General features: G+C 31.5%; 21 protein-coding genes. 13 read left to right on the top strand and 8 right to left on the bottom strand.

The window, feature by feature from the left end; translation table 11 throughout:
* Positions 1 to 12 precede the first annotated feature (12 nt).
* Together HM981_RS14805 and HM981_RS14800 are read left to right on the top strand one after the other, a co-directional pair.
* The gene (locus HM981_RS14805) at positions 13 to 1,812 is read left to right on the top strand and encodes a TonB-dependent receptor plug domain-containing protein (protein ID WP_246286291.1); all 1,800 of its coding nucleotides are present in this window, start codon (positions 13 to 15) and stop codon (positions 1,810 to 1,812) included.
* 10 nt (positions 1,813 to 1,822) lie between these two features.
* On the top strand, positions 1,823 to 2,887 hold the full coding sequence (locus tag HM981_RS14800; protein ID WP_179339579.1) for a YncE family protein: 1,065 nt from the start codon (positions 1,823 to 1,825) through the stop codon (positions 2,885 to 2,887).
* 118 nt (positions 2,888 to 3,005) lie between these two features.
* Here the strand turns inward: HM981_RS14800 and HM981_RS14795 are convergent, their stop codons facing one another.
* On the bottom strand, positions 3,006 to 4,433 hold the full coding sequence (locus HM981_RS14795) for a S41 family peptidase (protein WP_246286289.1): 1,428 nt from the start codon (positions 4,431 to 4,433) through the stop codon (positions 3,006 to 3,008).
* 166 nt (positions 4,434 to 4,599) lie between these two features.
* On the opposite strand from HM981_RS14795, the gene HM981_RS14790 reads away from it, so the two are divergent.
* The 4 genes from HM981_RS14790 to HM981_RS14775 are packed head-to-tail and all read left to right on the top strand — an operon-like array spanning position 4,600 to position 6,724.
* A complete protein-coding gene (locus tag HM981_RS14790; RefSeq protein WP_179339578.1) occupies positions 4,600 to 5,109 on the top strand; it encodes an RNA polymerase sigma factor in 510 nt (169 codons plus the stop codon).
* The gene (locus HM981_RS14785) at positions 5,096 to 5,581 is read left to right on the top strand and encodes a hypothetical protein (protein ID WP_179339577.1); all 486 of its coding nucleotides are present in this window, start codon (positions 5,096 to 5,098) and stop codon (positions 5,579 to 5,581) included. The genes HM981_RS14790 and HM981_RS14785 overlap by 14 nt, the downstream gene beginning before the upstream one ends.
* 20 nt (positions 5,582 to 5,601) lie before the next feature.
* Positions 5,602 to 6,174: a DUF4252 domain-containing protein gene (locus HM981_RS14780; protein WP_179339576.1), complete on the top strand. Its 573-nt coding sequence runs from the start codon at positions 5,602 to 5,604 to the stop codon at positions 6,172 to 6,174.
* Between the two features lie 4 nt (positions 6,175 to 6,178).
* Entirely contained in the window at positions 6,179 to 6,724 is a 546-nt protein-coding gene (locus HM981_RS14775; protein ID WP_179339575.1) for a DUF4252 domain-containing protein, read from the top strand.
* Positions 6,725 to 6,743: 19 nt separating this feature from the next.
* Here HM981_RS14775 and HM981_RS14770 read toward each other — a convergent pair whose 3' ends face one another.
* From HM981_RS14770 to HM981_RS14760, 3 genes are read right to left on the bottom strand one after another with little or no spacing between them, the layout of a single operon-like run.
* Positions 6,744 to 6,971, bottom strand: a complete 228-nt coding sequence (locus HM981_RS14770; RefSeq protein WP_179339574.1) for a hypothetical protein — start codon at positions 6,969 to 6,971, stop codon at positions 6,744 to 6,746.
* A 14-nt stretch (positions 6,972 to 6,985) separates the two neighbouring features.
* On the bottom strand, positions 6,986 to 8,329 hold the full coding sequence (purB, locus tag HM981_RS14765) for an adenylosuccinate lyase (protein ID WP_179339573.1): 1,344 nt from the start codon (positions 8,327 to 8,329) through the stop codon (positions 6,986 to 6,988).
* A 58-nt stretch (positions 8,330 to 8,387) separates the two neighbouring features.
* Positions 8,388 to 8,966 (bottom strand): adenylosuccinate lyase, encoded by a 579-nt coding sequence (locus HM981_RS14760; RefSeq protein WP_179339572.1) that lies wholly within the window; start codon positions 8,964 to 8,966, stop codon positions 8,388 to 8,390.
* Positions 8,967 to 9,006: 40 nt separating this feature from the next.
* On the opposite strand from HM981_RS14760, the gene HM981_RS14755 reads away from it, so the two are divergent.
* Together HM981_RS14755 and HM981_RS14750 are read left to right on the top strand one after the other, a co-directional pair.
* The gene (locus HM981_RS14755; protein WP_179339571.1) at positions 9,007 to 9,480 is read left to right on the top strand and encodes a heme-binding domain-containing protein; all 474 of its coding nucleotides are present in this window, start codon (positions 9,007 to 9,009) and stop codon (positions 9,478 to 9,480) included.
* Between the two features lie 72 nt (positions 9,481 to 9,552).
* A complete protein-coding gene (locus HM981_RS14750) occupies positions 9,553 to 10,785 on the top strand; it encodes a glycosyltransferase (protein ID WP_179339570.1) in 1,233 nt (410 codons plus the stop codon).
* Positions 10,786 to 10,860: 75 nt separating this feature from the next.
* Here HM981_RS14750 and HM981_RS14745 read toward each other — a convergent pair whose 3' ends face one another.
* Positions 10,861 to 13,299 carry a T9SS type A sorting domain-containing protein gene (locus tag HM981_RS14745; protein WP_179339569.1) on the bottom strand — a complete coding sequence of 813 codons (2,439 nt, stop codon included), beginning with the start codon at positions 13,297 to 13,299 and terminating at the stop codon, positions 10,861 to 10,863.
* Between the two features lie 200 nt (positions 13,300 to 13,499).
* Here HM981_RS14745 and HM981_RS14740 point away from each other — a divergent pair, with 200 nt between their 5' ends.
* Entirely contained in the window at positions 13,500 to 13,949 is a 450-nt protein-coding gene (locus HM981_RS14740) for a hypothetical protein (protein ID WP_179339568.1), read from the top strand.
* The gene (locus HM981_RS14735) at positions 13,949 to 14,149 is read left to right on the top strand and encodes a helix-turn-helix transcriptional regulator (RefSeq protein WP_179339567.1); all 201 of its coding nucleotides are present in this window, start codon (positions 13,949 to 13,951) and stop codon (positions 14,147 to 14,149) included. Before HM981_RS14740 ends, HM981_RS14735 begins: the two co-directional genes overlap by 1 nt.
* Before the next feature lie 91 nt (positions 14,150 to 14,240).
* Here HM981_RS14735 and HM981_RS14730 read toward each other — a convergent pair whose 3' ends face one another.
* Together HM981_RS14730 and HM981_RS14725 are read right to left on the bottom strand one after the other, a co-directional pair.
* On the bottom strand, positions 14,241 to 14,828 hold the full coding sequence (locus tag HM981_RS14730) for an RluA family pseudouridine synthase (protein WP_317167182.1): 588 nt from the start codon (positions 14,826 to 14,828) through the stop codon (positions 14,241 to 14,243).
* 303 nt (positions 14,829 to 15,131) lie between these two features.
* The gene (locus tag HM981_RS14725; RefSeq protein WP_179339566.1) at positions 15,132 to 15,818 is read right to left on the bottom strand and encodes an SIR2 family NAD-dependent protein deacylase; all 687 of its coding nucleotides are present in this window, start codon (positions 15,816 to 15,818) and stop codon (positions 15,132 to 15,134) included.
* 166 nt (positions 15,819 to 15,984) lie between these two features.
* On the opposite strand from HM981_RS14725, the gene HM981_RS14720 reads away from it, so the two are divergent.
* From HM981_RS14720 to HM981_RS14710, 3 genes are read left to right on the top strand one after another with little or no spacing between them, the layout of a single operon-like run.
* A complete protein-coding gene (locus HM981_RS14720; protein ID WP_179339565.1) occupies positions 15,985 to 16,641 on the top strand; it encodes a TrmH family RNA methyltransferase in 657 nt (218 codons plus the stop codon).
* 52 nt (positions 16,642 to 16,693) lie between these two features.
* Positions 16,694 to 17,497 (top strand): toxin-antitoxin system YwqK family antitoxin, encoded by an 804-nt coding sequence (locus HM981_RS14715; RefSeq protein WP_179339564.1) that lies wholly within the window; start codon positions 16,694 to 16,696, stop codon positions 17,495 to 17,497.
* A 3-nt stretch (positions 17,498 to 17,500) separates the two neighbouring features.
* A complete protein-coding gene (locus tag HM981_RS14710) occupies positions 17,501 to 18,751 on the top strand; it encodes a hypothetical protein (RefSeq protein WP_179339563.1) in 1,251 nt (416 codons plus the stop codon).
* A gap of 127 nt (positions 18,752 to 18,878) precedes the next feature.
* Here HM981_RS14710 and HM981_RS14705 read toward each other — a convergent pair whose 3' ends face one another.
* Positions 18,879 to 19,676 (bottom strand): carboxypeptidase-like regulatory domain-containing protein, encoded by a 798-nt coding sequence (locus HM981_RS14705; protein ID WP_179339562.1) that lies wholly within the window; start codon positions 19,674 to 19,676, stop codon positions 18,879 to 18,881.
* Positions 19,677 to 19,828 lie beyond the last annotated feature (152 nt).

The raw sequence follows: 19,828 nt of genomic DNA, 5'->3' as shown, positions 1-19,828 counted from the left end.
TATAGCGTTGCCATGGCACAAACGTCCACTGATTCTATTCAGCGCTTGGATGAAGTTGTGTTGAGTGATGTGAAGTTACAACGTTATGCTAAAGGTTTTAAGGTTACAGTTCTTAATGATTCTCTAATTAAAAAAAACAGAAGCTCGTTCACAGATCTTTTACGTTTTAATTCTACGCTCTATTTTAAAGAAAATGGTTATGGTATGGTGTCTTCACCATCATTTAGAGGGACTAATGCGTCTCAAACTGCTGTGATATGGAATGGGATTTCTATTAATTCTCAACTCACAGGTCAAACAGATTTTAATACCATTAATACTACTAATTTTAATAGTGTTGTTATCCGTTCTGGTGGTGGATCTGTGCAATATGGAAGTGGTGCCATTGGTGGTAGTATTCATTTAAATAATACATTAGATTTTAAGAATCATTTTAATAATACGGTTTCGCTTTCTTATGGAAGTTATGAGACTAAAAATGTAAATTATTTATCATCTTACGCCAACGAAAAGTTTTCTGTAAATATTGGACTGAATTATTTAGACTCAGATAATGATTATAAATACCTCAATACCGATGAGCGTAATACAAACGGAGCGTTTACTAATGGTAGCGTAAATGCAAATCTAGGTTACATTGTGTCTGATAAAGATGTTTTAAAATTATATCATCAATATTTTGTTGGAGAACGTGAATTTTCTGGAACAGTATCGTCTCAGTCTTTGGCTAAATACGACGATGAAAACTTTAGAACCATGCTAGAATGGTCTCGTAATGGAGATAAAGCGTTTTCTAAATTAAAAGTAGCGCACTTACAAGAGCATTTTAAATATTTTGGAAATAAAAATACAGAGAACTATACGTTTGGTAAAGTGAATACCTATCTCATTAATTATACTGCTGATATTGATCTGTTATCGCATTTAAAATTGAAGCCAATAGTGGCATATAATTATTACCAAGGCAGCGGAAGCAGTTTTGGTAATCCCAACCGAAAAGAATTTTCAACGACAGCCTTACTTCAATATAAACCAAATAATAAATGGGAGTATGGTTTTAATTTAAGACAGGATGTAACGTCTGGTTTTGAGAGTCCGCTGTTGTTCTCTTTTGATGTGGCTTATGATGTTTCAAAATATTATAAGTTGAAGTTGAATGGCTCTAAGAATTACCGTGTGCCAACATTTAACGATTTGTACTGGCAACAAGGAGGTAATTTAGATTTGGTACCAGAAACTTCTTATCAAGTAGATTTAGGCCAAGAAATAACATATAAAAATGCTAAACTTAATCTTAATGCCTTTTATATAAACACCACAGATCTTATACAATGGCAACCTAACGATACTGGCTTTTGGAGTCCTGATAACGTTGCTAAAACACAGAATTATGGTATTGAAGCCAGCTTAGATATTACAAAGCACATCAATGCACATCAGTTTTCATTACAATCTAATTACGCCTATACAGTTTCAGAAGATTTAGAATCTAAGAAGCAATTAATTTATGTGCCTTACCATAAAGCAAATATTAATTTGGCTTACTCGTACAAACGCATGTCGTTCTTTTTTCAACATTTATTTACAGGAGAAGTTTTTACCACCACAGATAACTTATCAGGACCTTTTTCTAGTGTAGATGCTTATGAAGTAAGTAATTCAGGTGTTAACTATCAACTATTAAAAACTAATTCACAGCAAATAGATGTAAGTTTAAAAGTAAATAATCTATTTAATACAGCATACGAGAACGTGGCATTTAGACCGATGCCAGATCGTAATTTTAATTTTCAAATTCAATATAAATTTTAAACCAATTACAATGAAAAAAATCATTTTATCAATTTTCGCAATGTCATTATTTGTCGTTTCATGTTCGGACGATGACGATTCCATAACACCATCAGAGCCTTTAGGTGCTTATGAAGACGGAATTATAGTAAGTGGAGAAGGGTCGTTTTCGTTACCAAGCTCAGTATCATTTATTTCTGAGGATTTAATGACGTCAGAAAATCAAATTTATTTTAATGCAAATAATGAAACTACAGGTGGGTATTTACAATCTATAGGTTTTAATGATGATAAAGCTTATATCGTAGTCCAAGATGGCACAATTAAAGTAGTTAATCGTTATACTTTTGAAAAGTTAGCAACTATTTCTACAGGATTATCATTACCAAGATATATTGCTTTTGAAGATAATACAGCTTATGTATCTGACTGGGGAGATCCAAATGACACTACAGACGATTATATTGCTGTCATTGATTTAACTTCTAATTCTGTAATTTCTACAATTTCTGTTTCAGAAGGTCCTGAACAAGTTTTAGAGGAATCTGACAAACTTTACGTATCTCATAATGGCGGTTTTAATGTTAATAATGTGATTTCTGTAATCAATACTTCAGATTATACACTTGAAACTATTACAGTAAATGATGTGCCAGATGAACTATTTATTGACGAATCTGGAGATTTATTAGTCTTAAGTTCTGGTGCTAACCAATCTTGGTTAACTCCACCTGTTGAAACTGAAGCAGCTATTACAAGAATTGATTTAAGTGATAATTCTATAATCTCTACTTTAGAATTTTCAGCAGGTCAACATCCAAGTCTAATGGCTTATGAAGATGGTATGGCTTATTATATTTTAAACAACGAAGTATATGGTTTAACAGATAACGCTACAAGTTTACCAACATCGTCATTATTTGGCACTACTGCTGGATATGCATACGGTTTGTCTGTTGATGATAATCAATTATTTGTTACAGATGCTGGAGGCTTTGCAGCAAATAGTACTTTATTAGTTTATGATTTAGCTTCAGGAACTGAAACAAATACGTTTAGCGTTGCTGTAGGTGCTTCAAAAATATATTTTAATTAAATAAAATATTTATTCAAAATGACTTAAAAAAAATAAGTCTGTTTTTGAAAATGTTCAAATAAAAAAGCCGCTTCTACAAATTGTAAAAGCGGCTTTTTAATGTTAATGATTTAAGCAATTAATCAATAAACATATCTTGTTTTAAAGGTGAAATAGGTATTTGTATTTCTCTTAATCGAGTTTTATCATTAAACAAATTTGAAGAACGATCAGAGATAGACATATCTGCTAATGCAGCTGCTAATAACGGTTCGTTTACATCTCCAAGAGTGCCAAAAGTGCTTGGTGTTTCTGTTATTAGAATATCTGGCACCATACCATCAGAAGGTACAAGTGCATCATTAGCATTCGTAGAATTTGCGATTAAAGGTTGCATAGCATACGTGTGTCTTGGGTTTACGTTTTCAAGCGAAAAATTAGATGAATCATAGAGTGTTCTTGAGGCTTGTGTTTTGCCTACAGTATTCTCACCAATCACAACAACATCGATGTACCAACCTAAACTATTAATTAATAACTCACTTGCCGAAGCCGTTCTTCTGTTTGTTGTTAATACATATACCTTATTTAAATTAAGACTGTTAATTGCTCCAACATCTTCAATTGAGTTTGTAAATAAGTAGTCTCTGTTGTTATTGCTTAAATTTTCGTTATAAAATAGTTTGGAATAAACCTCTCCAGTATACTGTCCAGTAACCATACTACCTAAGTAAGCAGCTGTCTGTACAGAACCACCTCCGTTATATCTTAAATCTATAACGAGTTCAGATACACCTGCAGCACTAAATTGACCAAAAGCATCGTTTAAAGCGCTATCAAAATCAGCATTAAATCCATTATACATTAAGTAACCTACGGTTGCGCTTCCGTGATTTATAACTTGTGCAACATGCACAGGATTTTCAGTATAAATTTCTTTGTTTAAATCGGCACTTATGCCATTCAAAGTTATGGTATCGTCTCCAGAGTCAGCGGTTCCATTTGTATCGTAATCTGCAAAATTGAGTGTCATAGAATTTTGATAAACAGCATCATTACTATCATCGATACTATTAATTGTTAACGGTTCGCCATTTACAGCTCTAAAAATTTGACCACGTTGCAAACCTAAATTATCTGCAACACTATTATTTAAAACCAAGGTAATGGCACCAAAAACTTCAGTTTCACTATCAGGAACGAGATAAAAATTAAACTCAATACCATTATTTAAAGTGGTTCCAGATTGCAGATTTTGTAAGTCATAATAATTACTATAAATTCTACTAAATTTATCTACTGTACTTGGATTATACTTTAGGGATTCAAATAAGTCTTCAGGACTGCTAAAACTATTTAAATAACTCGTGTATTCACTATTAGTTGTAAATCTATCATCTGCTAAATCGGTTATTGGAGTTTTATATAAATAAAACACATTCATACCTTTCCAAACAAAATCGTTAATTTCTTCTCCTGCAATATTGTTGTCATCCATATCGTCAAAGCAGCTTGTCATTGTAAAAAGAGCTAGGCAAGAGAGTAATATAATTTTAATGTTTTTCATAGTATAAGTTTTATTTAAGGAGGAGCAATTCTTCTCTTTTGTCTGTAAAACTCTAAATTTACTTACAATATTGTAAAATAAAAAAAACTTTGTAACAAAACCTAAAGTGTATCGTCGTAATAATGAAGGCAAGTAACATTGAATTCATCAACCAATCAAAACAATAATGAAGCAAGCAGATTTTGTAAGCTTAGTAATGCCATTTAAGGATAAAGTGTTTCGCTTAGCCAAGCGATTGCTCGTATCTCGTGAAGAAGCGGAAGATGCCACACAAGAAATACTTTTGAAATTATGGAAGAATAGTAAAAAGATTGGTGAGTACAAGAATGTAGAAGCGTTTTCAATGACCATGACTAAGAATTTTTGTTTAGATCGTTTAAAATCGAAACAAGCACAGAATTTAAAAATTGTACATAGTAATTATACGGATAACAATTCGTCATTACAAAAACAAGTTGAAGCAAAAGATAGTGTAGATTGGGTTTCTAAAATAATGGAAGATCTACCAGAACAACAAAAAATAATAGTGCAACTAAGAGATATTGAAGAATATGATTTCGCAGAAATAGCAAAAATGCTAGACATGAATGAAACTGCGATTAGAGTGAATTTATCTAGAGCACGAAAAGCAATAAGAGAAAAATTAACTAGTACACATAAACATGGTATTAAATAATATAGAAATATTAATAGAAAAGTATAACAATGCAGAAACTACGCTTAAAGAAGAAGCGCAATTAAAAGCGTATTTCTTAAGTGATGATGTGGCACCGCATTTAGAGCATTACAAACCAATGTTTCAATACTTTTCACAATCAAAACAAGAGCAGTACACCAAAGACGTTCCATTAAACTCTAAGAAAACAAAATTGTATCAATGGATTTCTGTCGCAGCTGTGGCTGTTTTAATGATTGGTTTAGTTGTACCAACTTTTATTGGTCCTTCAGAGCAAGAAAAACAAGAAGCACTTTTGGCTTATAACCAAACGATTGAGGCTTTTAATTTAATTTCTTTAGGTATGAATGAAGGTAAACAACAACTTAATTCACTGACTTTAGTTTCTGATAATTTAAATCAAGGAATTGAAGTAGCAGGACACTTAAGTGAATTTACAAAAACAACAAACAAAATTTTTAAAAACAAGTAACAAACAAAAATCAAGAAATTATGAAGAAATTAATTGTAATAATGGCACTAATTGTAGCACCATTTATGTCTGGAGCACAGAGTATCTTTGATAAATACGAAGATATGAATGAAGTAGCATCAGTAATTGTTAACCAAAAAATGTTTAGCATGATTGCTAGTATCGATATTGATATGGACGATCCAGAATCTCAACAATACATGGATATGGTTAAGAAAATCACAGGACTTAAAGTTTTTACAACTGGAGATAGTAAGATTTCAGCAGATATGAAAGCTACTGTAGATAAATACTTAAAATCATCAGAACTTGAAGAGTTAATGCGTATGAAAGATGGTGGGCAAACCGTTAAGTTTTATGTAAAGGAAGGTAGTGATGAAAACCATGTAAAAGAATTATTAATGTTTGTGAGTGGTCTTAAGGAATTAACTAAAGATCAAAACATTGAAATTAATGGTAAAAAACGAGAATTTGAAACTGTTTTACTATCGTTAACGGGAGATATTGATCTAAGACAAGTATCTAAAATTACAAATCAAATGGATATTCCAGGTGGAGAGCAGTTAAAGAAAGCTGGAGAAAAAAAACAATAAAATCATGATACAATCAATCAAAAAATCAATCGTAGTGTTGTTTTTGGTTGCAGCTTTTACAAGTTGTAACCAAGGACCAACATTGCAAACCTATTATGTAGATAACGAATTAAAACCCGGTTTTACGTCGTTCGATGTACCTTCAAGTATTGTTAATGTAGAAAACGTTGACATGACTGAAATGCAAAAAGAAGCTTATAATTCTGTAGATAAATTAAACGTACTCACGTTTATGAAAGAAGATACAGAAGCTGAAGACTATAAACTAGAATTAGAAAAAGTACAAACCATTTTAAAAGATCCCAAATACGAAGAATTAATGCGTGGCGGAAATTCAGTAGATGGAAAGTTCACGGTAAAATTCTTAGGAGATATCGATAATATTGAAGAGCTCATTATTTTTGGAAATGCTACTAACAAAGGCTTTATAATCGCTAGAATTTTAGGTGATGATATGAATGCCAGTAAATTAATGTCTTTAAGTTCTGTATTAAAAAATGCAAATATTGAAGAAGATCAATTAAAAGGAATAACAGACTTTTTTAAATAAACTGACTTTTATTTAAATGTTAATTAGAATCGTCTTGAGGCTTGTCTTCAAGACGATTTTCTTTGTTATAATTTTGAATAGCGCAATTTGTTGCTACAGCAAATAGCACTAAAGTACTTAAAATTAATACGACTTTTATGATAAAGAAATCCAACACGCCACATAAGCCAGAAATAAAAAGTCCCAGCGTTATTAAGGTAACACAAGTGAGCGCAATAGCATCTTTACTTGAAGGAATTAATTTCATGAACTTAATAGTATTTAGATACCTGTATAATTACTTGGTGTAATAGCTTTTAATTCAGATTTAATAGTATCTGATACAGCTAAGGTATCAATAAAATTTGAAATAGAGTTTTGCGTAATCGCTTCGTTAGTTCGTGTTAGTCCTTTAAGCGCTTCGTAAGGATTAGGATAACTTTCGCGTCTTAAGATAGTTTGAATTGCTTCGGCAACCACAGCCCAATTATTTTCAAGATCTTGAGCAAATTTAGCCTCATTCAACAATAACTTACCTAAACCTTTAACGGTAGATTTAAATGCGATAATAGTATGTCCAAAAGGCACACCAACATTTCTTAAAACTGTACTATCTGTTAAATCACGCTGTAATCTCGAAATAGGTAACTTTGCAGAAAGGTGTTCAAAAATAGCATTTGCCATTCCTAAATTTCCTTCACTGTTTTCAAAATCAATAGGATTTACTTTGTGTGGCATTGCAGAACTTCCAACTTCTCCGGCTTTAATTTTTTGTTTAAAGTAATCCATAGAAACATAAGTCCAAATGTCTCTGTCTAAATCTATAATTATCGTGTTTATACGTTTTAAAGCATCAAACAAAGCAGCTGCATGATCGTAATGCTCAATTTGTGTCGTTGGAAATGAATGTTGTAAGCCTAATTTTTCTTGAACAAATTTTGATGCAAACGCTTTCCAATCAATATTAGGATAAGCGACCTTATGTGCATTAAAATTTCCTGTTGCACCACCAAATTTTGCAGCACTTGGCACATCGTTTAATAAATCAAATTGCGCTTTTAATCTCACCGCAAAAACTTCAATCTCTTTTCCTAAACGTGTTGGTGATGCTGGCTGACCATGAGTTCTTGCTAACATTGGGATATGTGCCCAATCTTTTGCCAAGCCTTCAATCTTTTCTAAAAGTGAAAAATATTCAGGTACATAGACATCATTCATGGCATCCTTTATACTTAAAGGAATTGCCGTATTATTAATATCTTGAGAAGTTAAGCCAAAGTGAATAAACTCTTTATAAGCAGATAATTCTAAAGCATCAAACTTATCTTTTATAAAGTACTCAACCGCTTTTACATCGTGATTGGTTACTTTTTCAATATCTTTAATTGCAGCCGCATCAACAGCTGTGAAATTCTTATAGATAGCTCTTAAATCTTCAAAAATAGATTTAGGCACAGATTCTAATTGCGGTAATGGCAACTCACAGAGTGCAATAAAATATTCAATTTCTACTAAAACACGATATTTAATCAGTGCTTCTTCAGAGAAATAATCTTTTAATTTTTCTACTTTAGATCGGTATCTACCATCAATTGGTGAAATTGCATTTAGTGCTGAAAGTGTCATTTACGGTGGTTTTAAAGAAGCATCAAATATAGGAAAGTAAGTGGGATTTTTTACCTTTCTATTTTGCTTTTTTACCTTTTTCAATTTTCTTTAAAATTTGTCGTGCTCTAGCTTTAAAAGCAGCACTTTGCATTTTAAAATCGCGTTCTAAAATAAGAACTAACTCTGGGTGAATCCAATCATATTCTAGTCCTAATAAATATAAGCTAGTCATGGCATACGCTTTTGGTGCTACTTTTTGGTCACTTATCATCCAATCAAAACAAGCTTCTGTAATTTTTTCTTTGTGCTTTGCAGATAAATGAGATTTAATAATATTGTCTGTTTTAGAATAATTCGCATAAATGAGATATTCACAAACTTTGGCAACAGGTCGCACAGCAGAATCTAAATGTACTTTATGAATGTTTTTGGTAAAGGTATTTAGATGCGGAATAATTTCTTCAAGTTTTTCGCTACACATAAACTCTAAAACCCAAGCCGCTCGGCACGAAATTTTATCATCTACATCAAAAAGAATCTCTAGTAGTGGAACAACTAATTCTGGATTATCAATGACAAGATTGGCATATTTTAACCGTTTTTCTCGCGAATGATTCACATAGCTCAATTCCTTATAAAGTTCTGCTTTGGTCAAAATAAAATTGATTAATTTAGAACTTTAAAATTAAACAAAAATGAAGATTATTAAGAATGTAGGACTGATACTTTTGGTCGTTTTAGTTGTTGCGCAATTTTTTGGACCAGATAAAAATGATGGAGACTCCACTTCTGTAGACGTATTTTACGCCGATACAAATCCATCAGAAGATGTGAAGTTGATTCTAAATAATGCCTGTAATGATTGCCATAGTGATAGTACACGCTATCCTTGGTATAATAATGTAACACCTGTTAATTATTGGCTGGCAGAACATGTTGCAGATGGAAAAAAGCATTTTAATATTTCTAAATGGAATGATTATTCTGATAAGAAAAAAGACCATAAACTCGATGAGTTAATTGAGATGGTTGAAGAAAAAGAAATGCCATTAGACAGTTATACTTGGGTACATGGCGATGCAAAATTATCGCAAGACCAAATAGATGCTGTCGTTTCTTGGGCAAAAACAGTACGTTTAAAATATGTGTTTTTAGATGAACCTCAATAAAAGTGTAAATTAAAATAATCTACAGATTACCACGCTTTTAGTTCGCAGTGACATTATATTTTAGAGTTTTTAATGAAAAAAAAGTTACTAGTTATTGGTTTCGTTTGGCCAGAGCCAAAAAGTTCTGCAGCAGGTAGTCGTATGTTGCAATTAATTACTCAATTTCAATATCAAGGCTATGAGGTTACATTTTGTTCTGCGGCTAAAACTTCAGATAATACCTTTGATTTAAATTCTATTAATGTTACTACAAAATCGATTGTTTTAAACGATTCATCTTTTGATGCTTTTGTTCAGGAATTACGCCCAGATGTGGTGTTGTTTGATCGTTTTATGAGCGAAGAACAGTATGGATGGCGTGTTGCAGAACAATGTCCAAATACTTTACGAGTGTTAGATACTGAAGATTTTCATGGCTTAAGAAAAGCTAGGGAAGAGGCTTTAAAACAAAATGAAGAGGTTACTTTGATGCACTTACAAAATGCTATAACCAAACGTGAAATAGCCAGTATATATCGTTGTGATTTAAGTATAATGATTTCTCAGGCTGAAATAGATATTTTAACGAATCAGTTTAAAATAGATAAAAGCTTACTTTATTATTTGCCATTTTTATTAGAACCTATTTCTGAAGATCATATTCAAGAATTACCAACTTTTGAAGCGAGACAACATTTTATTACCATTGGTAATTTTCTACACGCACCAAATTACGATGCTATTTTATATTTGAGGCAAAGCATTTGGCCACTAATTAAAAAGCAATTACCTAAAGCAGAATTGCATATTTATGGTGCTTATGAATCTCAAAAAGTGTTGCAACTGAACAATAAAAAAGAAGGGTTTTTAATTAAAGGATTTGCAGAAGATGTAAATATAGTCATGCAAAATGCAAAAGTATGCTTTGCGTCTTTACGTTTTGGAGCAGGACTAAAAGGAAAACTTGTAGATGCCATGCAAAACGGAACACCTTGTGTCATGACAAGTATTGCATCTGAAGGTATGTTTGGTGAATTTGAAGAAAATGGTTTTATTGAAGATAATCCTGAAGACTTTGCCAAAAAAGCAATTTTGCTTTATAACAATTCTGATATATGGAAACATAAGCAACAAGCTGGTTTTGAGGTTTTAAATCAACGTTTTAATCGGTTAGATTTTGAAGAAGCCTTTTTAACTCATATTAAATCACTTAGAATTAACTTAGATCAACACAGACAATATAATTTTATTGGTCTGCTGTTGATGCATCAGACTATGCAAAGCACCAAGTATATGAGCAAGTGGATTGAAGCTAAGAATAGCTGATTTGTGATAGTTAGTTAAATCGGTTTAAGTGAGTTACTTGTTTGATTTATTGGTTTTTAATGTTGATAAAAGTATTTACTTTTTTATTATTTTTTTTATTTCAGTGTTTTTCATAGTATCTATTATTTTTATAAAATAAATGCCATTGTTTAAATTTGAAATGTCTATTCTTTTGTCATTTGTTTTTGTTAAAACTAACTGACCTAGGCTATTGTAAATTTTAGTTTGTAAAATATTAGTTTTAGATTCAATGTTTAGAATATTATCTGCAGGATTTGGATAAATAGTAAAATTTTCTAATGTACTATCTGTTATATTTAAAGTAATGGTAGAGTTCTCGTACCATGAAATTTTATTATCACCAATAGAAGAAAAAACAACATCCATATCAGTATCTCCATCTATATCTGTAACAAAAACAGATTTTACATCAACAGCATTTGTGGCTATTTCTTGAGTTGCACCAAAGTAGCCAGAAGCATTTCTTTTTTTCCAAACAATTTTGTCGTCTGATGAAAGTCCATAAATAAGATCTTCTATACCATCTAAATCCATATCATAATAATTTATGGAATTGGCGCCATGTAAATAGTCAACGGTTAATAATTGTTCTGATGAAAAATTCCCTAAACCTGTATTGTTTTCATATAAGGCTATTTTGTTGTAAGCTGCTGCTATTATATCAATATCTCCATCTTGATCAATATCTGTAACAAACGTAGAATTTGCAGCATCTATATTTGTTGTAATACCATGACGTATATATGTTTGTTGCCCATCTGTGTTTTCATACCATGCTAATTCATTATTTCCTCCAGAATATCTAGCAGTAGAGGCTATGTCTAAATCCCCATCGCCATCTAAATCTGCAGCAACAGGCGAATAATTTTGAAAGCTACTCGCAGATATTACTTGTCTAGAGCTAAACTGCCCAAGTCCATTGGTATTTATATACCATGCAATTCCATCATACGATGATGTTAAGACATCCATATCTCCATCCTCATCCAAATCAACCGTATAGATATAATTGGCATTTGACTCTGTTGAACTAATAATTTGTTGATCACCAAAATTTCCATGACCATCAAGGTTTTCATACCACGCTATTTTATTGTCTTGTCTTGAGGCAGAAAGTACATCCATATCTCCATCACCATCTATATCTGATGAAACAACATATACAGGATAATTAGTGTCTGTAGATATTATTTTCTGTTTGCTAAAATCACCGAGACCATTTGTGTTTTCATACCAAGAAATTTTATCATCTGCCCATGAGGAAGAAAGAACATCTTGGTCACCATCTCCATCCAAATCTGCAGCAATAATAGATTCGGGTTTAAACGCACTTTGGGTTAATTTATTTTGCTCTTCAAATTGGCCTAAACCATTTGTATTTTTATACCATACAATTTTATCATCGTACATAGAACCTGAAATTAAATCATTATCACCATCTCCATCTAAATCGTCCGCGTAAATTAAACGTGCTCCTTTAGCATTAGTTGACACAATTTTTTCTGTGCTAAAATTCCCCATAGAATCAAGATTTTCATACCATGCAATTTTATCATCCTCTCTTGATGCAGAGATAATATCAACGTCGCCATCATTGTCTATATCTATTGAAAAAACAGATTTCGCATTAATCGCAGAAGTAGAAATAATGTGTTGCAAATCATAGGTGCCAAGACCGTCCGTATTTTCGAACCATTTTATCGTATTATTAGAATCAGAAGCTGTAACAATATCCATATCACCATCATTATCAAAGTCATCAATATGTATAGATTCTACGGAATTTACGCTAAATGCATTTTTAGGTCCAAAATCACCAAGACCATTTAAATTTTTAAACCATTCAAAGGCATTATTTCTCATTACTATAACATCCATGTAGCCATCACCATCTATGTCTTTGGATAAAACGGATTTAGCACCATTAGATGCATCAGAAATCGTGTTTTTTAGGCCAAAATCCCCTAATCCATCGAGATTTTCAAACCAATTAATCTCATCATCGATAGAAGAGGTCGATAGTACATCTAAATCTCCATCTCCATCAATATCTTTGGAAAATACGGAACTAGCACCATTTAATTGGGAGCCTATATTGCTGTAATCACCAAAATTTCCTAAACCATCGAGGTTTTTAAACCAACCAACAAAATCGCCATTGTCTGATGACCATAGTAAATCGAGATCTCCATCATTATCTACATCTGCAAGATGAATTGATGATATTCTAGAGTAGGTAGATGTTGTAGCTATTATACGTTGTGTACCATAAGTTCCATTTCCGTCTAAATTTTCATACCATGCTATTTTGCGATCCGCATAGGACGAGGATAGAATATCGCTATCTCCATCACCATCAATATCTGCAGATAGTATAGCATTTGGGTCATTAGCACTTATGGATTCATCAATAATTATATGTTCTTGAAAATTAATTTGTGCATTAATATTTATACAAAAAAGGAATGATAGGAAAACAAATGATAATTTCATGCTTTATGTTTTTATAGGTTTATCAATGTTTGGATGATAAAAGTGGTCTCAATGTTTTGCAACATACATAAAATGAAGTTAGTAGAAAAATTTTAAGAATCTCAATTTTTCTAAAAAACACTTGTGTAATTATTAAATGTAAAGTATATTTGTCATATAGTAAAAATGTTTTTACTTAATATAAAATTGATTTGTCAATTATGGATGCAAAGAAAATATTAGAATGCGAGCGTAAGAGTTTTAATAAGTTTATTAATTTTAGATTATCACATCAATTCATGGCTGTTGGAATTGCAATTGCGTCTCTGTCTATTATAATGATGTTTGTGCGTGCTTTTGCAATGGAAGGAGAAACGGAATGGTTAAAGTTGTTATTAAAGAAAGTGCTTTTAGTAGGAATGCTAATTATGTCATTATCTAAAGATAAAGTAGAGGATGAAATGACCGTTAGTTTAAGAGCACAATCGTACGCAATTGCTTTTATTGTAGGTGTTATTTATGCCTTAGTAATGCCTTATGTTGAATTTGGAGTTTCTAACGCTGTACATTCAGGAGGTGAGGCGTTTAAGGATTTGGGTGATTTTCAGATTTTGTTATTTATGTTAATGATTCAACTTATGATTTACCATAACTTAAAACGTTACAGATAATGGAAAATACTATAAAAGTAGAACGCGCTATTTTAAGTTTAACTCAAGATGAGTTGGCCAAGCGTATTGGTGTTTCTCGCCAAACCATAAACTCTATTGAAGCCAATCGGTATGTGCCTTCAACAGTTTTAGCATTAAAGCTTTCGGAGCTGTTTAATAAACCAGTGAATGATTTTTTTAAATTGAGTATCGATGATTAGGTTAATCACAACACTAATATTTGTAATAATTAATCTTGTCGTTAAGAATTTCTCATTAGTCTTATGAGGAATTGTATACGTTGCTTCAACATTAAATTGAACTAAATATTTTCTTAAATCGTTCAGGTAAGTCACTTTTTAAATGCATGAACTCATTTGTAAAAGGATGCCTGAAGCTTATAGAGTAAGCATGTAAATACATCCCTTTTCCATTTAGAATTAAATGATCTATAGCATAATCTTTATCTCCCAAAATAGGGTTTCCTATGTCAGAGAGGTGTTGGCGTAATTGATGTCTTCGTCCTGTAAAAGGTTCTAATTCTACTAAATTAAGGTAACCAAATCTTTCGGAAGTCACTGTTTGGTGAACTTTATAATTAGACTTACAAGGTTTCTCGTCTACTTCTGTAGTGATGCTACCTTCAGATTTCATATTTCCAATAGTAACTGCGTAATATGTTTTTTTAATAGATCGGTCTTCAAATAATTTATTTAAAGCTATAATACTACTACTTGTTTTTCCAATGAGTAAAGCACCAGTAGTTGCAAAGTCTAAGCGATGCACAGGCTGTGGTTTTGTAACATCAGGTTGTATGCTTCGTTTTAAATTCTGTACTAAAGCATTTGCAACGGTTTTAAAATGATTACCACTTACTAAAATACCAGCAGGTTTATGGATTACAGCCAGAAAATCATCTTCAAATAAAACATTTAATTTAAACAGTAGTTGTTTTCTAGGCTCAATAGGTGATTTGATGTTTAAAGTAATGCATTCTCCACCATTTATATAAGTAGCAGAAGTGGCTATAACTCCATTAACAGAGATATAGTTTTTCTTTAAGGCTTTCTTTAGTGCAGATTTTGTTGAAATTGAATTAAAAATACCAATACCATAGTCCTGTAGTCTAATAGGTGTCAGGATTTTTGGAACGTTATGAGAGTCAGTTGGTTTAATGATAATTTTTGAATTAATTAAAGTTTATTATTCTGAATCCTTTAAAATACGCATTAGATCTTTTGTGCCTTCTGTCGCCGATTTTGAAATAACAGTTATTTTTCCAGAATCGTTAATTGCAGGTTTAGGATCTATATAATAAATAGGAGTATTGGGTTGCACATAATCGATTAAGCTTGCCGCAGGATACACTTGCATACTTGTTCCAATGATAATAAGAATATCTGCAGCGTAACAAATTTTAACAGCAGTATCAATCATAGGAACGGCTTCTCCAAACCAAACAATATGTGGTCTTAGTTGATAGCCTTTTTCACAGGTGTCTCCTAGTTTTAGGTCTTCGTCCCAAATTTTAATATCGTTTTCATCTCTTGTGCTTCTTATTTTTCGTAGTTCTCCATGTAAATGAACCACATCAGTACTGCCTGCACGCTCGTGTAAATCATCAACGTTTTGTGTAATTATAGTGACTTTATAATCCTTTTCTAAAATCGCTAAATTTAAATGTGCTTGGTTGGGTTTAACCTCTTTTAATTGTTTTCGTCTTTCGTTATAAAAATTTAAAACCAATTCTGGATTTTGAGCGAAACCTTCAGGAGAGGCAACTTCCATAACATCGTGTCCTTCCCAAAGTCCATCGGCATCTCTAAATGTTTTAATACCACTTTCTGCACTTATCCCAGCTCCTGTTAATACAACGATGTGTTTTTTCATAAATTAAAAATAATCAATTTCCGTCACTAAGAAGCCATTTTTTTGTCTGTAGTGGTAATCTGTTTAATACTTCATTTTAATTAAAAGAATAGCACGCTTGGCTTGCAATAATATCTCAACTTTTACTCAGGTTTAATTTCAACTTCATTTTTAGTATTTTTGAATTATGCAAGATTTAAAATTACTAGAGTATTTAGAAACCTTTTTAACAGAAAACCGTAAAGAGCGTTTTAAATCAGTGTTGCCAAATCGTACTAAACATTTTACGGTGGCTACGGAAGACGTATATCAATTACATAATACGAGTGCTGTGATGCGTACATGTGATGTTTTTGGAATCCAGGAATTGAATATAGTAGAAGAAGTAAATTCTAAAAGTATAGATCGTGAGATTGCAATGGGAGCCCAAAAGTGGGTAGATCTTAATCGATTTCAATCCATTTCAGATTGTATAAAGGATGTAAAAGCAGAAGGCTACCAAATTGTGGCAACAACTCCTCACGTTGATGATTGTGAATTAATAGATTTTGATATCACTAAAAAATCTTGCTTTTTCTTTGGAAGAGAATCCCAAGGTTTATCTCAGCAAGTGATTGATCAAGCAGATAGTTTTCTTAAAATTCCCATGGTTGGCTTTACAGAAAGTTTAAATATCTCAGTTTCTGCGGCAATTATTCTTCAACATGTTACAGCACAATTACGAAAATCGGACATAAATTGGCAATTAACAAACGAAGAGATTATTGAAAAACGGTTTGATTGGATTAAAAAAACAGTTAAGGATTATGATGCTATTGTAGAGCGTTATAATGCTGATGTTTAATTTTTGTAATTTTGAATTCTTGCTAATAAAATTTATAATCTTTACTTCTCGGATGCGTTGTCAAACTTCTATACTAATTGTAATATTTCTATTTTCAAATTTTCTATTTGCTCAAACCGAATGTCTAGAGTTTTTTCACGAAAACGGAAACCTTAGTAGCCAAGAATTTTATAATGAAAACTGGGATCGAGTTGGTACTTGGACATATTATTTTGATAATAATCAGTTGTTGAAAAAAGAAGTATTCAAGGATGATTATATCACTGGTGAGGTTATTGAATATTATAAAAATGGTACAATTAATAAAAAAACAAAATACTCTAAAAAAGGCACTAAGAGAATAGAAGTAAATTACAATAAAGATGGTTTTATAAGATCATTGACGCGCTTTGTGGGTTATGCAAAGAATGGTGAGGCCGTAAATTATTATAGTGATAGTGGGAAAATTATGAGTAAAGTAAACTATAAACAAGGAAAAAAAGATGGCAAATACACGACTTATAATAGAGATGGAAACATTAAAGAAATTAAAAATTATAAGAAAGACAGATTAGATGGGAAACAAGTATCCTATTTTGAAAATGGACAAGTAAAACTAAAAACCGTTTATAAATCAAACCATTATTCTGGTAAACACACAACTTATTATGAAAATGGAATTGTAAAGTCTAGTATACAATATGACGATGATGGTAAGTTAATTACTGTTATTGTAATGAATGATGTAGACGGAAATTCTTTAGATAAAGGCACATTAAAAAATGGTAATGGCACTTATTATGAATATGATGATAAGGGCAATATAAAGCGTACTTACGAAATGAAAGGTGGAAGAAGAACTTATCATAGAAATTAAAATATGAATTTTACATTTAAATACAAAGTATATTTCTTTTTCATTGTTTCGTGGAGCATTCACTTTTGCGTTTATAGTCAGCAAGGTTACGAATCTGCGTTAGAAGTGCTGGAAGAGTTTTGCGATGCTTCAACAATTATTAGAGAAGATAGAAAAGATATTTCTAACATAACAGAATGGATGGATAAAAGCCTTGAAAACTTATTCTTTAGTTTTGGTGGTTATAGTATGTCGTCTAGAAACAGTTCGGGTTTTGTTCCTTTAGTAGTGCATGATGATGGTAATGGTATTAATATTCAATTATATGATGAAAAGGTCGTTTTCTCACCTGTAGGTTTTAAGCGAAAACTTACAAAAAACTTAACAAGAAATAAGTATTCATTTTACACTGAATGTGAATTAGATATTGCTAATTATTGTAATGAAGATTTTGTAAAATCTTTTGATTATGACCAACGTTCTTATTTTGAAGCTGGTACTTATGTTTATGGGCTTTCGTTAGGGCAAGTCATTGCACATACAATAAATAACTTTGTAGAATACGATTATAAAAAAGATGAAAGTGCAGTAGTAGTATTTATCAAACAAATAAATGAAACGCAAAACACGGCCTTAGAATTTCCTATTGATGAAAATGAATATATAAGAGAATTTGCAAGAAGGCTAACTAAGAAAAATACGTATAATGAGATTTTAGATTTAATCTATTATACTTATATAAAGAAGAAGAATAATGCCTTAACAGATGAAGCATTAAATAAGTTTTATTCAAAATTTGTAGGTTATGGTAATAGTGATTATAAAGCTTATTTAGATGAGATGATGAGTTACAAACTAAATTTAGGTCTAAAAAACGGTGGTGCTATTAAGTTTTCTAAATCCTTTATAGAGCTTGTTGACTCTGATACAAAGGAACTTATAGTTAGTGAAGAGGATTATATAGAGTTACCTATCCATAACGTAGCGATTCAGTTTGCTGTAGATAATACACCAAGGCTAATAATGACGTTTAGCTGCGCTATTAAAAATCAACCAACTTATAAATTAAACCAAGGAATAATTAGTAATACCTTAATAAAAGGTAGATTTGGGAGAAAGAAAATTACGAAAGAAGATGCAGTATATGCAAATATTGATGAGATAAAAGTAGTGTTTTTTAATGATCGTATTCAGGTAATTGTCCGAACCGCAGAATATGGAAGCTATCATATCATCAACGAAAAAAGGGATTCCCTTGTATATAATGAGAAATAAAGATTTTTTTAAAATTTATATTTCACAATAATGTGACTCTTTAATTTCTTATTGATTTATAGTTGTGTAGATTTAATTTGATAGGATAAAAGTTGTAGGTGGAAAAATTAGACTTGTAAAATAAGCTTTAATCCTTACTGCTTTTCCGCTCTTTACTTCGTTTTATAACTTTGTATTCTTCGTAACATTCACTAATGGCATCCAAAATTTGAAGGTCATTTGCTGTGTTTATAAAATCTTTAGAATAGTTACATTGGTTAACTATTTCATCTAAATCATATTTGGTAACTTGTAATAAAACCAATAACATTTCTCTATCAAAACGCTTAGCAAGTTGGTTTCTAATTTCGTCATCCTTTTTCATTTTCTTAAGCTTATGCATTTCATTAGGCTTGCGGCCAAACATATTATATAAGAAATCTGCAGGATTAAAAATGGCTCCAAGAACTTTGGTAGCAATATTAGGTTTACCAGCTTCATAACCTTGACCAGGTAATCCAGAAATTCGATAACGGTTATTAGACGTTACAGGAACTTGGTTCATATCTACTTCTAAATAGCCTGTTAATTGTAATTGCTTTACGGTTACTTCTTCTAGTGCTAGAGCTAATTCGGTCATTCCAATTTCAGTATTCCCAAATTTTAACCAATCATTAGTCACACGTACTTTGATGGATTTATAACCAATGTAAGATAAGTGTAAAGTATCGTTGACTTTAGCTCTAATTTCAAAAAGGCCATCATCGTTTGTTGCAGTTCCAACAACTTGGTTAATATTTACAATATTAGCTTCGCTAAGTGGTAGGTTGGTTGTAGTACTAATTAAAGTTCCTTTAACCTTGGTAATTGCTGTAGTAGAAGTACTGTCTTGACTATAGCCTAGAGCAGCAGTCAAGCTGAAAATTAAAATAAGTAGATATCGCATGTAAGTTTGTTACGATGTAAATATAATAAACAAAACGTATTTTAAGGGCTGCTCGTTTATTTTTGACGTAAAATTAACTTTTATTTCTAAGTATAAGTTTACCGTATGGGTATAAAAAAACCAAAACTGAGAGATTGTTCTCTAAATTTTGG

This window comes from Winogradskyella ludwigii, assembly GCF_013403985.1.
GTDB classification, from domain to species: Bacteria; Bacteroidota; Bacteroidia; order Flavobacteriales; family Flavobacteriaceae; genus Winogradskyella; species Winogradskyella ludwigii.
Note: the sequence above shows the minus strand (reverse complement) of the source record. Positions and strands in the feature narration are given on the sequence as shown.